13 protein-coding genes are annotated in these 13015 nt (G+C 66.1%); 8 read left to right on the forward strand and 5 right to left on the reverse strand.

The genetic code is table 11. The features are described 5' to 3' along the window. The first annotated feature begins 41 nt into the window (after nucleotides 1-41). From JOF56_RS03255 to JOF56_RS03265, 3 genes are read left to right on the forward strand one after another with little or no spacing between them, the layout of a single operon-like run. Entirely contained in the window at nucleotides 42-1148 is a 1107-nt protein-coding gene (locus JOF56_RS03255; protein WP_209634232.1) for a glycosyltransferase, read from the forward strand. 51 nt (nucleotides 1149-1199) lie between these two features. Continuing rightward, nucleotides 1200-1361, forward strand: coding sequence for a hypothetical protein (locus JOF56_RS03260; protein ID WP_209634233.1), 162 nt, complete (start codon nucleotides 1200-1202; stop codon nucleotides 1359-1361). A gap of 9 nt (nucleotides 1362-1370) precedes the next feature. Continuing rightward, nucleotides 1371-4292: a helix-turn-helix transcriptional regulator gene (locus tag JOF56_RS03265; RefSeq protein ID WP_245378129.1), complete on the forward strand. Its 2922-nt coding sequence runs from the start codon at nucleotides 1371-1373 to the stop codon at nucleotides 4290-4292. Here the strand turns inward: JOF56_RS03265 and JOF56_RS03270 are convergent. Continuing rightward, nucleotides 4282-5223, reverse strand: a complete 942-nt coding sequence (locus JOF56_RS03270) for a sigma-70 family RNA polymerase sigma factor (RefSeq protein ID WP_209634235.1) — start codon at nucleotides 5221-5223, stop codon at nucleotides 4282-4284. The genes JOF56_RS03265 and JOF56_RS03270 overlap by 11 nt on opposite strands. Nucleotides 5224-5372: 149 nt before the next feature. Here JOF56_RS03270 and JOF56_RS03275 point away from each other — a divergent pair, with 149 nt between their 5' ends. Then, nucleotides 5373-5744 (forward strand): VOC family protein, encoded by a 372-nt coding sequence (locus tag JOF56_RS03275; protein ID WP_209634236.1) that lies wholly within the window; start codon nucleotides 5373-5375, stop codon nucleotides 5742-5744. Between the two features lie 706 nt (nucleotides 5745-6450). On the opposite strand, the gene JOF56_RS03280 is transcribed toward JOF56_RS03275, so the two are convergent. Then, nucleotides 6451-7257 carry a class I SAM-dependent methyltransferase gene (locus JOF56_RS03280; protein ID WP_209634237.1) on the reverse strand — a complete coding sequence of 269 codons (807 nt, stop codon included), beginning with the start codon at nucleotides 7255-7257 and terminating at the stop codon, nucleotides 6451-6453. Nucleotides 7258-7426: 169 nt separating this feature from the next. Between JOF56_RS03280 and JOF56_RS03285 the strand changes: the two genes are divergently transcribed. Continuing rightward, nucleotides 7427-7879: a DoxX family protein gene (locus JOF56_RS03285; RefSeq protein WP_209634238.1), complete on the forward strand. Its 453-nt coding sequence runs from the start codon at nucleotides 7427-7429 to the stop codon at nucleotides 7877-7879. Nucleotides 7880-8058: 179 nt separating this feature from the next. After that, nucleotides 8059-9030 (forward strand): hypothetical protein, encoded by a 972-nt coding sequence (locus JOF56_RS03290; RefSeq protein WP_245378130.1) that lies wholly within the window; start codon nucleotides 8059-8061, stop codon nucleotides 9028-9030. Here the strand turns inward: JOF56_RS03290 and JOF56_RS03295 are convergent. Continuing rightward, entirely contained in the window at nucleotides 8969-9646 is a 678-nt protein-coding gene (locus JOF56_RS03295; protein ID WP_209634239.1) for an RNA polymerase sigma factor, read from the reverse strand. The genes JOF56_RS03290 and JOF56_RS03295 overlap by 62 nt on opposite strands. Nucleotides 9647-9863: 217 nt before the next feature. Between JOF56_RS03295 and JOF56_RS03300 the strand changes: the two genes are divergently transcribed. Next, nucleotides 9864-11120: a hypothetical protein gene (locus JOF56_RS03300; RefSeq protein ID WP_209634242.1), complete on the forward strand. Its 1257-nt coding sequence runs from the start codon at nucleotides 9864-9866 to the stop codon at nucleotides 11118-11120. A 130-nt stretch (nucleotides 11121-11250) separates the two neighbouring features. Here JOF56_RS03300 and JOF56_RS03305 read toward each other — a convergent pair whose 3' ends face one another. Next, entirely contained in the window at nucleotides 11251-11904 is a 654-nt protein-coding gene (locus tag JOF56_RS03305; protein WP_209634245.1) for a Crp/Fnr family transcriptional regulator, read from the reverse strand. Nucleotides 11905-11963: 59 nt separating this feature from the next. Next, nucleotides 11964-12443 (reverse strand): cupin domain-containing protein, encoded by a 480-nt coding sequence (locus JOF56_RS03310; protein WP_209634247.1) that lies wholly within the window; start codon nucleotides 12441-12443, stop codon nucleotides 11964-11966. Between the two features lie 138 nt (nucleotides 12444-12581). On the opposite strand from JOF56_RS03310, the gene JOF56_RS03315 reads away from it, so the two are divergent. Then, a complete protein-coding gene (locus tag JOF56_RS03315) occupies nucleotides 12582-12905 on the forward strand; it encodes a hypothetical protein (protein WP_209634248.1) in 324 nt (107 codons plus the stop codon). Nucleotides 12906-13015: the final 110 nt, after the last annotated feature.

Below are 13015 nucleotides of genomic sequence, written 5' to 3' on the forward strand. Positions count from 1 at the left end.
TACTCACTGATCGCGACGCAGGCAACCCCTAGGGTGTCGGCATGCGTATCCTGTCTGGATTTGCCGGAGGAAGAGGACATTTCGACCCGATGGCCCCGATCGCCCGGGCGTCCGTGGATGCCGGGCACACGATCGCCTTCACCTGTCAGCAAAGCATGATCCAGACGGTCCGGGACGCGGGCTTCGAGGCGTGGCAGTCCGGACCGGACTTCGACGGCGGCGGGACCCGGCATCCCTTGCTCGAGCCGGATGCTCAGCGTGAGGACAACGACCTTCGCGAGGGCTTCGTCCGCAACGCCGCCCGGCTGCGAGCGACCGGCGTCCTGTCGCACGCGAAGTCGTGGCGACCAGACGTGATCATGTGCGACGAGGTCGACTTCGGCGCCATGATCGCCGCGGAGGTCCTGGGGATTCCGCACGTGACGGTGCTCAGCAACGCGGCAGGCTCGTTCGTCCGCTATCCGGTCATCGGCGAGGCGCTCAACGAACTCCGGGTGTCGCACGGTCTGGCTCCGGAGCCCGACTTGCGCATGATGAGCCGTCACCTTGTGTTGTCGCCGTTTCCTCCTGGCTTTCGCGATCCCGGCTATCCCCTGCCGGCCAACGGGTACACGATCCGCACACAGGACGTGGCCGAGGCCGACGGCGAGACCATCTATTTCACGCTCGGAACGATCTTCAACACCGAGTCCGGTGACCTGCTCGGCCGCGTGCTGTCCGGGCTCAGCTCGCTCAACGTCCCCCTGGTCATGACGGTCGGTGCCCACATCGACCCGGCTGAGTTCGGGCCTCAGCCGTCGCACGTGACGATCGAACGGTTCATCCCTCAGGCGACGGTCCTGCCTCAGTGCCGTCTGGTGGTGTCGCACGGCGGCTCCGGCAGCCTGACCGGCACGATCAGGCACGGCTTGCCGACCGTGCTCATACCGCTGGGCGCTGATCAGCTCGTGAACGCCGAACGGTGCGTTGACCTGGGCCTCGGCAAGGTTCTGAACGCTGTCACCGTGACGCCGGACGAGGTGGCTGAGGCAGCGTCGGCTGTGCTCGGCGACCCGTCTTACCGCGCGGTCTCACGGGGCCTTAGGGACGAACTCGCAGCTCAACCGGACAGCCCTTACGCCGTGAAGCTGATCGAAGGGCTCGGATGATGCCCAGTTGCCCAATGTCGGGGGCCACGTCTTAGGTGAAGTCTTATCGTCATGTGGAACGTCGCCGAAGCCCATTTCCAGTACATCACCGCCGAGCAGGCCCTCAACCGCACCGCCGCGCAGGCTGAGCGCGAGGCGCGGGCCACGCGCCGTTGGCGGCCACAGCGTCGTGCACCGAACGTGCGACGCCACCCGATAATCGCCACGCCATAAGCCCTGGATATGCCAACATGCGGTGTGCCTCGTATCGGAACCGGGATCCCGCTGGTTGGTCGGAAGGATGAGCTCACAACGCTCAGGGCGGCACTGGACTCGGCCGTGTCAGGCCAGGCCAATGCCGTCCTGCTGGGCGGGGACGCGGGCGTCGGCAAATCACGGCTGCTGGCCGAACTGGTCACGATCTCGCGGTCGGCCGGCGCCACCGTCTTCACAGGCCGGTGCCTCGACGTCGATGAAGCAGGTCTGCCTTACCTGCCGTTCGTCGAGGCACTCGGCCGGCTCACCGAGTCACAGCGCGCGGTCGCGGCCAAGTGGCCGGTGCTCAGGCGGTTGATGCCCGGTCTGACGCCCGCCGAACCAGTCGAGTCCACAATGGAGCAGCTGCGGCTGTTCGACGCGGTGGGCGGGCTGTTGAGCGAACTGGCCGAGCAGCAGCCCGCGCTGATCGCGATCGAGGACCTGCACTGGGCCGACGCGTCCACACGGGACTTGGTGCTGTTTCTGGTGTCCAGGCTGTACAAACAGCGAATCCTGTTCGTGGGCACGTATCGCGTGGACGATCTGCACCGGCGGCACCCGATGCGGCCGATGCTCGGCGAGCTGTCCCGGCTGGCCGGCGTGGACATTCTGGAGCTCAAGCCGTTCGACAAGGTCGACGCCGTCGCGTTCGTCCAGGCGCTCGCCGATGGAGCATTGCCGTCGGAGACAGTGTCGAAGATCGCCGAGCGCTCCGAGGGGAACGCCTTCTTCTGCGAAGAGCTCACTGCGGCTTACGGCGACAGCGCGGGGGTGCCATCCGGCCTGGCGGAGTTGTTGCTGGCACGCGTCGAACGGCTGAGCGCGAACGGGCGCAAGGTCGTCAGAGCGGCTTCGGTCGCCAGTCAGACCGCGACGCACGCGAGCCTTGCGGCTGTGTCGGGGCTCGATGACGACGTGCTTGAGGAATCGCTCCGCCAGGCCGTGCAACTCCATGTCCTCGTCGCCGCTGATGGCGGCTATACGTTCCGGCACGCGCTGTTGCGTGAGGCCGTGTACGGGGATCTGTTGCCAGGCGAGCGAGTACGTCTGCACGCGGCGTACGCAGGGGTCGTCACTTCTCAGGCTTTGCTTGCGTACCACAGTTTTCGCAGCCACGACTTGCCTGGCGCGCTGGCGGCTTCCGTGCGTGCCGCGGAACAGGCAGGCAAGATGGGCGCGCTGGGCGAAAAACTCCGGCACGTCGAGCAGGCCCTGGAGCTGTGGAACGTCGTGCCCCAGCCGGAGGAAAGCGGAACCACCGAGCTCGCTTTGGTCAAGATGGCGGCCATGGCCGCGCACGCCACCGGCGAGATCGATCGCGCGGTGGACTACGCGCGATCAGCCGTGGCCCTGGCCGACGAACTCGGCGACCCCGAACCGCAGGCCTACACGCGCACCCAGCTAGCGCTTGCCTTGCTGCCATTGGAAGATCGCACCCAGGACATCCAGTCGATCGTCGAGCAGGCTTGGGATCTGGTGCGCGACCGGCCGGCCAGCGTCGCCCGAGCCAGAACGCTCGCGCTGCACGCGCGTGAATGGGTGTGGTTGTGGGATGTGGACGTCGATCTGGCCGAGATGGAGGGGTTCGCCAAGCTGGCCATCGCCGACGCCCGGCAGGTCGGCGAGCCCGCGATCGAGGTCGATGCCATGGCCACACTGGCGGTGTTCGCCGAATGGGCGGGCGACGTCGAGGACTCCATCAAGCTCGGGCTGGCCGCGTCCGACCGGGCCGCCGCGATCGGCGCCTACGACGTGGAGCTACGCGCCCGGAAGAACACCTCCGTGGTGCTGTGGACACACAACCGACGCGAAGAGGCGTTGCGGCTGATGGAATCCATCAGCCGCAGGTCCGCCGAGGTCGGCCTGACCTGGGGGCTGACCGGAATCGACGCGCGGATGGAACTCGTCTGCATGCGGTACGCCATCTGCGACTGGGCAGGCGCTCTGGCGGCCGGTGACGACATCGCCGGAGCGTCCACTGTGGCCCGTTGCCGGGTGCTCGCGCCGACCCTGTGGGTGCTGGCCGCGATGGGCGACTTCGACCGGATCGACAAGCTCGCGGCAAAACTGGCGCAAGGCACCGACGACCCGCTCAGCCACCAGATCGCGAGCATCGGCCTGGCCGAGGCAGCGATCTGGCGCGGCGACCCACGGGCCGCAGTGGATCACGTGCACACGATGTTCGGCCACATGGCAACCCTGACCAGGCCGTCGGTCACCGACACGATGATGGCCACCGCCATCGGGTTGTGGGCGTTGAGCGACATCGCCGCCGAGGCTCGCGTCCGCCGCGACACCGCAGCTGTCGAAGCAGCCGTCATCGAGGGCGAAACCCTGGCCGACAACGCGACCGAACTCGTGCCGCAGACCAGCGTGGGCCGGAAGTACTCCGAGGAGAACCACGCCGAGACGGCCGCATTCACCGCGCGGGTGGCTGCTGAGTTGAGCCGTCTGCGCGGGCAGGACGACATGCGACTGTGGGAAGCGGCCTGTTCCTCGACTTTCGGTTCCGAGTACTGGAAAGCCAACGCCGGTTGGCGGTGGGCGTCTGCCCTGCTCGCCGCCGGTGACCGCGACAAGGCCGCTGAGCAGGCTCTCAGTGCTTACTCGTCCGCCGTGAGCCTGGGTGCGGCTCCTTTGCGCGACGCCCTGACCGTTTTGGCCCGCCGCGGCCGGATCACGTTGCCTGGCACGACAGCGGAACCCACGACGTTCCTTACCCCGCGTGAGCTCGCCGTGCTTGAGCTCGTGGCCTCCGGCCTGACCAACAAGCAGGTCGGCGACCAGCTCTACATCAGCCAGAAGACTGCGAGCGTCCACCTATCCCGGGTGATGGCCAAACTCGGCGCCACCAACCGCACTGAGGTCGTCTCCATCGCCTACGACCGTGGCCTGCTCAGTCGCTGAGCTCCAACGGCAGGCCGAACTTGCTGAAGAGGGCGTGGTCGAAGAACGAGGTCGAGTGCGTGATCCCGTCCTTGCTGAGGGTCAGCACCACCAAGTTGAAAGCCTTGTGCACGCCGTCCTGCAGCCAGTACGTGCCGAAGCCTGGCTGGCCGTTGGCCGAAACGGGGATGAGCCGCATCTCTCCGGGGCCGACGGGGCAAGTGTTGGCCAGGTGACGGGCGATGTTCTCGCGACCGCGGTACCAGACGGCGTACGGCGGCATGTCGAAGATGGCGTCCTTGGTGAACAGTTCGACAATCGCGGCGACATCCTTGGCCTCGAATGCCTTGACGTACTTCTCCAGCAGTTCCCGCTGCTCGGCGGCGGTCGGCTCGGTGACCTCGTCCTCACTCGGTGCAATCTGGTCCAACTGGGCACGCGCTCGCTGCAAAGTGCTGTTGACCGCCGCGGTTGACGTCTCCAATGCCTCAGCGACCTCGGCCGCGCGCCATTTCAGCACGTCACGCAGGATCAGCACAGCCCGCTGCCGAGGCGGCAAGTGCTGCAGCGCCGCGATCAGAGCAAGCCTCGTGGTCTCCTTCGAGGCCACAATCACCGCTGGGTCGTCCGCGTCCGGGAACGGCTCGAGCCAAGGCACTTCGTTCTGCTCGTTGAGCGGATCCGACGGGTCACTGTCCGGATTGCCCAGGCCGGCGGGCAGCGGACGGCGTTCCCGGCCGTCCAATGCCGTGAGGCAGACATTCGTAGCAATCCGGTACAACCAAGTGCGCAACGAGGAGCGATTCTCGAACTTGTCATAGGACTTCCACGCGCGAATGTACGTCTCCTGCACCAGATCCTCGGCATCATGCACCGAGCCGAGCATCCGATAGCAATGCGCCAGCAGCTCACGCCGATACGGGTCGGCCTGCGCCAGGAAGTCAACGGTCATCGGTCTCTCTCCTTCCCCCAGGCTGCAAGACTCTATCCCTGGGTGTACTCCACTGAAAGTAGTCGGCTGTCCAGCTGTGTGCCTGGTGTCGTTGCGCCGTCCGGTCTAACTTCGTCCGCGACATCCCCCGCAACGGAAAGTGACTTCTCATGAGTGGACGGGTAGTGCACTTCGAGATCCCCTTCGACGACGAAGGCCGCGCCAACGCCTTCTACCAGGAGGCATTCGGCTGGGGCCTGCACGAGGTCCCCGGCTACACCCTCGCGGCCACCGGCCCGACCAGCGACCTCGTCCCCGCGGAACCCGGCTTCATCAACGGCGGCCTGCTCGCCCGCGACCCAGCCGCGACCGCCAGCCCAGTCATCGTGATCGACGTCCCCGACATCGAAGCCGCCCTCACCAAAATCGAAGACCTGGGCGGAAAAACCGTCGCAGGCAAACGAGCCGTCGGCACCTTCGGCTTCGCGGCCTACTTCAACGACACCGAAGGCAACCTCATGGGCCTCTGGGAAGCCGCCTGACCCAGGCCCCGTTCTCCAGCCCGCAACCAGACTGTTCGTCCACAGCAGACTGCAGGCTGATTTGGCCTCCAGCCCCCAGTTATCCAGCCTAGGCAGAGACACCGACAGTTTTGAGGCAGGTGGCCGATGATGCCGCCCACACTGTGGACAAGCCTGTGTGGTGTGGACAACTCCCCCTGCGAGGCCGTTCGCGGCCCCGAAATGTCGGTGTCTGGAGCTAGGCTGGAAAACGGGGGCCGCAGGCCATCCCTGCAAGGGCGGCCCGTTCGAGATACCGATCAGCATGAGTCCGATCATCAGCGCGCGCATGCAGCCGGTCTTGTGCAACCGTTAGCGCCTCGAAGCGTGTCCAAGTCCCGACCAAGCGCAGCAAAGCAAGGGCGCTCAAGCCGGAGCCAGCAGCAGGGGCCCTAGTCCAGCCAAAACGCAGTCCACAAAGGACTCTCACTGCAGCACGGTTCACGAAATCAGGCCTGCGGCCCCCAATTGTCCAGTCTACCGGCGAGCACCGACACAAAGCCGACAGGCAAGATCAACCAGGATCGGTTGTCCACAGACGATTGATGCCGTCAGCAAGTCAGCCGGCAACAGAATCGGGTTCCCCATCGTTTCCGGCCGAAGACGGGTGCCACCAGCCAAAATTTGGCCTTCGGCCCCCCGGTTTCCAGTCTAGCGGTGGGTACTGACAGCAACCGGGGTGCCAAGATCAAATGCTGGCTGGTTGTCCACAGGGTTTTTGGGCTTTGTGGAGGGTTGCGCGGAAGTCCAGGGCTATGCCGTCGTTGGATTGCATGGTTTCGGCTTGGGTGAGAAAGCGGTTGCGGAAGGACTCCGCTTGTTCTGCGGGGAGGGCGTTGACTGCCTCGGCTAGGCCGCGTGGGGTCAGCCAGTCCCAGAGGGCGGGCGGGTTTGCCAACGAGACTGGCATCTCCACGGGGATTGTGGCGAGGTTGGTGAAGTCTGCGGCTTGGAGCAGGGCGTCCAGTTGGGCGCTGGACACGGCGCCGTTGTCTTCGTCGTTGTCGCTTGGCACGGGGGTGCCGAAGTACTCCGCGGCGAGTTCGTAGAGCCAACGGAGTCGTCCCACGGATTGCTTCTCCAGGGACAGTGCGATTGTTCCGCCTGGGACCAGGACTCGATGGGCTTCGGCCAAGGCTACGTCCGGATCCGGCAGGACCTGGATGACGAAACCGGCCGCGACCACGTCAAAACTGGCGTCGGGGAAGGCCAGCGCGCCGGCGTCCATCTGACGGGCCTCGATGTCCGGGAAGTCGCAGGCGAGGCGTTCGACCATGCCTTGGGAGGCGTCGACTGCTGTGACTGTGCAGCCGAGTGAGAGGGCTGCGCGGGCGACGGCGCCGCGTCCTGCGCCGACGTCCAGGAGGCGGGCGCCTGAAGGCGGGGAGGCGTGCTCGACGAGCAGTTTTCCGACTTCGGCCACGTACGGGAAGATCTCCTCATAACGGTCGGCCAGCTCGTCGTACTTACGTCTGCCCTGCTCAGTGCTGGTCACGCTACTCCCTTCGGCCCAATGGGAGGCGAGCGTAGGCAGGTGCCTCACCTCTGGGATACCGCCGTCGGTGGAGCCCGCGAAAAAAGTTTCCGCGGTCATGTCGATCCGGCTGTCGGCCGTTCGACGACTAGGTGTCAGGCAAGCGAGAGACCCTAGAGAGGACAGTCCGATGACCACCCAGACCCTGCGCCCCGAGACCGTTGCCTCCACCACCTCCGCCACCAAGTCCAAGAGCGACAAGCTGACCGGGATCACGCTGTCGGCCTTCCGCGTTGTCGTCGCCTTCCTGTTCCTGTGCCACGGGTTGCAGGGGTTCGGCGCCTTCGGCGGTATCGACGGCGCCGGTACCGCGGTCTCGTTCGGCACGCTGGGCTGGTGGGCAAGCACGATCGAGGTCGTCACCTCCGTTCTGGTGCTGAGCGGTGTGTTCACGCGGGTCGCGGCGCTGCTTGCGTCCGGCACCATGGCGTACGCCTACTTCTCGGTGCACCAGGCCCTCGCCCTGCTTCCGCTGCAGAACATGGGTGAGCCGGCCGCGCTGTACAGCTGGATCTTCCTGCTGATCGCCGTGCTGGGCCCGGGTTCACTGACCGTGGCCGGCGTGGTGCGCCGCCGCCGCTGACATACGAATTAACCGAAAACGCCAAGGACCCCTTGCGGCGCAGGGGGTCCTTTTCGATGAATCATTTCCGGCCACCATTAGATGCATTTAATCCTTTTGGGTGAAGCTTGAACCAACGCGGTCCTGCGAGCTACCGTCATCCATTGATCGGTCCACGCGGCTCAACATGGAGGCGGCTGATGATGGCCCGCGATGACCAACTTGTGCACGATTTGAAGACGCTTCGCAAAGGACGCGGAATACTGGCGAGCGCGATCGGTTCACGGGTCGGCCCGGCACTGCGCCGGGCCAGCGGGACCAATGGGCTGGAGCACGCCGCGGACCTCCGGCGCAAACTGTCGGACCGGTTATGGCGCTGGTCGACGGAGTTACCGGAGGACCTGCGACTCGCCGTGCTGGCGGCGTTCGCGCTGGACCAGCCCGATCAGCTGCCGCTGTACAAGGACCGCGTCCGGCTGGTCGCCGAGCGGCTCAACCGCGACGAACGCACCGCGCGACGCCGGATCGACGAGGGCATCGAGCGGCTGGCCGAGGTGGCCATCGCCAACTCCGTGCCTGCCGGGTTCACCGAGCCCGCGACCAGCTGGCACACCGAGGAACTGCGGGTCACGCTGGCGCTGGACCAGCCCACGCCGGAGGCGTTCGAGTTCCGCCGGATCGTGGCCGACCACGACCGGATCGAGCACGTCGACCTCGCGCTCGCCCTGACCGCGAACGGCCTGGCACGCGGCGAGGACCTGGAGATCGACGTCTTCCACGGTGGCCGCGTGGCTGGCCGTGCCACGGAGCCGGCCGACCGGTCCGGGTACCGGCTCGCGCTGCCGAAAGCGTTGCGGCGCCACGAATCGCACCAGATCGGGCTGCGTTTCCGGGTCCGCCGGGACTGGCTGCTGGCGCCGCACTACGTCTGCGTGCCCAAGCACCGGTGCAGCGAGTTCGACCTGCGGGTCCGGTTCGACCTCGACCACCTGCCGTCGCGGATCTGGCGGCTGGTCAACGCCTTCCAGCGGGATGTGGAGGACCCCGAGCCGCGCGGCGAGGCGCTCCCGCTGGACCGCTCCGGCGAGATCCACACCCTGTTCCGCGAGCTCACGCCCGGCCTTGCCTACGGGATCCGGTGGCATCCCGGGAAAGGAACCGGCGCAGCTTGACCGATGCGGCCCGGCGCAGGCGATCGACCTGCGCCGGGTCGATGCCCAGCCGCCGCGCCACCTCGGCCGGGCCTTCGTCCCGGCGCCAGGCGCGGTAGGCCGCCCGCTCGTCGGACGTCAGGCCGATCAGACGCCCCAGCTTGGCCATGGCACGGGACTTCAGCTGCCGCGCGCCCGCGTAGCTCTTGTCCACGATTTTGGCCAGTTCCCGCAGGTCAAGGTCTGGATCCCGGGCCAGCTCCACGACCGCGCGCACCTGATCGGGGCTCAGCGTCGCGGCCAGCAGCGTGGTCAGCCACTGCTCCCAGCCGACCGACTCCTGGGGTGTGCTCGTGGCCCGCTCCGGCAGTTCGCTCATCAAGACCGGCTGCCGGTTGCGTTCCTTGATCATGTCGAGCGCCGCGTAGTTCACGCAGCGGTCCAGCCAGCCGCGCAGGCCTTCGTGGTCCGGCTCGACGTTTCCCTGACGCAGCAAGCGTTCGCTCGCCGCTTGGTACAGATCGTCGCGGTCCAGCGTGTAGCGGTGCGCGTAACCGTCGACGGTCGCGCGGAACCGCAGGTCAGGCTCGGCGATGATCCGCTGGAGAACCCGGTGTCCCGGGCGTTGGGTTGGCATGACTTCTTGCCCGCTCGCGCAGTTCTACTTCCCTCTTGAGCAGAGAGGATGCCCCACGAACGGGCCGAAGAGCAGACCCATGAAGGGACATTTTCGCGCGGACTGGCCATTTAGTGGACACCCTGGCTTGTGCGTCAGATGCCACAGACGGATGCACCGGGGCCTGCGAGTGTCGTCGCGAACACCTCACCCCACCGGCTGAAGGACCCGTCCAGCCATGAACTTCGAGAGAGATCATTTCTCCGGCGGACTGCTCGCCCTGCAGGAAAGACAGTACCCCCAAGCGGTTGAGGAGTTCGAGCACGCGCTCAACGATGAGCCCGGCCCGGCGCGGTTCTACGCCGCGCTGGCCCTGCTCGGCGGTCGCAACCCCGGTGAGAAGAACCCGGACGACATCGAGCGGATCGAGGAATACCTCGATCAGGTACACCTGTACACGAACGTGACCGCGCAGTACCAGGCGAACGTCCTGCGTGCGATCGTGCACGAGGACTACTACGACCGGTACAACATGCACGCGGGCCAACTGGACCCGGAAATGCTGCGGGCCAGCATCGAAGGCCTCAGCGCCCCCGAACTCGAGCCACTGGTCAAGCACATCGGCCCAGCCCCGCACAGCCGGACGTGGACGGCGGTACAGCAGGTCGCGGTCCATTTCGGCCTGCTCACCCGCCGCCCGGAACGCACCCGCGGGACCACCCGGTTCCCCGACCCGGCCCGGCCCGCGGCGGTGGCCAGGTACTTCGTGCCCACGCCGCCACGCCGCGACAGTTCCCGGTTCGCGATGGCGTTCGCCGGCGCGGCGGCACTGGTCCTGCTGGGGATCATGGTGCAGAGCTTCGGCACGCTCGTGCTGGTCGCGGGTGCGTTGCTGCTGGCCAAATGGGGGTACGACGACCTGCAGCACTACAAGACGTACCTGCGCCGGTACGCCCAGGCCGAGCCGAAACCCACCGAGGCGCAGATGGATCACTGGCTGGCCGAGGACATCAGGGAGATCACCCGGGTGGCCGGCGAGAAGGTCATGCTCAACACCGAACTCAAGATCCACGGCGGGGACCTGGTCTACCCGCCGCAGGTGGTGGCCGGCTACGACGTGGACGAATCCGTGGTCCGGCTTGGCGACGACAACACGTGGCACACCGACACACACGACCTGATGGTCATGTTCCTGACCGACACCCTGATCAGTATCTACCGCTGCGACCTCGATTTCCGGACCGGCTGCACGACATTGGAGCAAATCGACGAATATCACTATCGGGACATCGTCGCGGTGTCCGAATCCGCGGTCACCGCACCCGGCCGATTAATCGCGCAAATGTTCACATTATCCATTTCCGACGGCTCGAAGGTATCGGTCGCGATCAGAATCGACTCGACGGAGGATTCCGGCGCGCGAACCGCGTGGGCAGGAAACGAGGAGGCGTTGCGCATAGTCAAAAAGATGGTCCGCGCCCGGCACACTGTCTGAAGTTAGGAGAAGCCCATGCACGTACCGGCCGCGGCCGCGCAAGGGGACCCGGGTCACCCGGACGGCACGGCCCAGGCCGGGAGACCTCACTGTGAATCGTGAACGCCGGCCCCTCGTGAGCACCCGAATCTCACGAGGGGTCGCCCTCCGCGAACCGGTTGAGCACGTCCAGGCGCAGTACCTCGAAGTTGCCCCGGTTGGTCCGGATCGCCCCGGCCTCGCGGAACGTCTTCAACGCCTTGGCCACAGCCTCCCGCGACGCCCCGGCGGCCTCGGCGAGCTCGGACTGGCGCAGTTTCACCCGGACACCACCGCGAATCGGCTCGCCGTACGCGCGGGCGTAGTCGATCAAGAGTCTGGCCGTGCGGCTGGAGACGTCGTACGCGCCGTGCTCAAGCCGGCGCCGCGTGGACTCCCTCAGCCTGCCCACCACCATCTTGAGCAACTCCACTGTGACGCTCGACGTGCCGAGCATGAACCGGTGGAACTCCGGGCCGGTCAACGACACCGCCTGGACGTCGGTCAGCGCCGTGACCGTGGCCGACCGCTCACCACCGTCGATCGCCGAGAACTCACCAAGCAGATCACCCGGACCACGGATCGCCATCAGCACCTGCCGCCCGCTCGGCGCGGCCAGGCTGACTTTCACCTGGCCGCTGGTCAGCAGCACCACGTGGTCGGACACCTCGGACTCGCGGATCAGCACATCACCCTGTGACCAGCCCCGCGGGGTCCCCGCGGCGATCAGTTTGCGCCGTCCTTCCTCACTCAGCCGCCAGCTCATCACCCACTCCTCGACAAGTCAGTCGATAGAAGTACTGCCGCGGAACATCGTTTTGTGACTCAGAGCCAGTAGTTGTCGTGCTTGAGGAAGAAGTCGATCTGGTCCTGCTCGGACATGCCGCCCAGATCGGGAATGCCCTCGAAGTACCCTTCCCTTGGCGCGCCGGGTGAGAAGTGCAGCAGCATCGAGGCCGGCGCACCGGACTCGTTGCGGAACCCATGGATCCCGCCGGCCGGCACGTGCACGAAGTCGCCCGGCGTGGTGTCGATCCACTCGGTGCCGTTGTAGATCTTGATCGTGCCGGTCAGCACGTAGAACGACTCGGTGATCGTCTTGTGGAAGTGCGCGGGCGGGCCACTTGGCTCAGGCCCCATCTCCCAGCGGTACAAGCCGAACAGGCCGCCAGTGGACTCGCCGGTGGCCAGGTAGTGGACCGTGTTGCCGTTGGCGTAGGTCCAGTCCGGCTTGGCGTCGGCCGGGCGATACCGGGCGCTCTTCTCACCTTCGGTGCCGTGGTAGATCGGCTCTGGGTAAGACATGTGGTGGTTCCTTTCCCCAGGTTCGTCGCCGAAACCCTACCCCCGCCAGGGACAATCACGCTTCGTGACGCATACCCGGTTCGGGTGATTTCCGACCGAATGACATGAGCGACCGTGAGCGCCAAGTACGGTGGTGTCATGGCATCCGAAGAGACATACGAAGCACGGCTGACCCACGTCGAACAAGAGGTTCGGCTGGCGAGGTCCGATGCAGCTGCGGCGCGCGTGCTCGCACAGCGCTGCGACAGGGATGTCGAATCGTTCGGTGACAAGCTAGCGGTCCAGAAGACACTGATAGAGGCAGTCCGCGAAACCCAGGTAACGCACGGCCAGACGCTGACAGAGCACGGGCATCAGCTCAAGTCTCTGACGGCCGAGGTGCGAGAAGGGTTCGCCAGGCAAGCCGTGGGTCAGGCTCAGATAACCGCGTTGCTCGACCGGATCATCGACAACAAGTACTGACACCGACAGTCGACACTCACCAGGCGCAACCACGTTCCGTGACACACACCGGTTCGGGTGATTCCCGATCAAACAGTGTGAGCGGCTGTGAGCGCCCGGTAGAGTGACGG

It is taken from the genome of Kibdelosporangium banguiense (assembly GCF_017876405.1).
In the GTDB taxonomy this organism is placed as follows: Bacteria; Actinomycetota; Actinomycetes; order Mycobacteriales; family Pseudonocardiaceae; genus Kibdelosporangium; species Kibdelosporangium banguiense.

What these genes read in the sequence shown, in the direction of transcription:
- JOF56_RS03270 (WP_209634235.1), bottom strand. Translation starts at nt 5,223, where the DNA reads ATGACCGTTGACTTCCTGGCGCAGGCCGACCCGTATCGGCGTGAGCTG.
- JOF56_RS03275 (WP_209634236.1), top strand. Translation starts at nt 5,373, where the DNA reads ATGAGTGGACGGGTAGTGCACTTCGAGATCCCCTTCGACGACGAAGGC.
- JOF56_RS03295 (WP_209634239.1), bottom strand. Translation starts at nt 9,646, where the DNA reads ATGCCAACCCAACGCCCGGGACACCGGGTTCTCCAGCGGATCATCGCC.
- JOF56_RS03300 (WP_209634242.1), top strand. Translation starts at nt 9,864, where the DNA reads ATGAACTTCGAGAGAGATCATTTCTCCGGCGGACTGCTCGCCCTGCAG.
- JOF56_RS03260 (WP_209634233.1), top strand. Translation starts at nt 1,200, where the DNA reads ATGTGGAACGTCGCCGAAGCCCATTTCCAGTACATCACCGCCGAGCAG.
- JOF56_RS03265 (WP_245378129.1), top strand. Translation starts at nt 1,371, where the DNA reads ATGCCAACATGCGGTGTGCCTCGTATCGGAACCGGGATCCCGCTGGTT.
- JOF56_RS03310 (WP_209634247.1), bottom strand. Translation starts at nt 12,443, where the DNA reads ATGTCTTACCCAGAGCCGATCTACCACGGCACCGAAGGTGAGAAGAGC.
- JOF56_RS03290 (WP_245378130.1), top strand. Translation starts at nt 8,059, where the DNA reads ATGATGGCCCGCGATGACCAACTTGTGCACGATTTGAAGACGCTTCGC.
- JOF56_RS03305 (WP_209634245.1), bottom strand. Translation starts at nt 11,904, where the DNA reads ATGAGCTGGCGGCTGAGTGAGGAAGGACGGCGCAAACTGATCGCCGCG.
- JOF56_RS03315 (WP_209634248.1), top strand. Translation starts at nt 12,582, where the DNA reads ATGGCATCCGAAGAGACATACGAAGCACGGCTGACCCACGTCGAACAA.
- JOF56_RS03285 (WP_209634238.1), top strand. Translation starts at nt 7,427, where the DNA reads ATGACCACCCAGACCCTGCGCCCCGAGACCGTTGCCTCCACCACCTCC.
- JOF56_RS03255 (WP_209634232.1), top strand. Translation starts at nt 42, where the DNA reads ATGCGTATCCTGTCTGGATTTGCCGGAGGAAGAGGACATTTCGACCCG.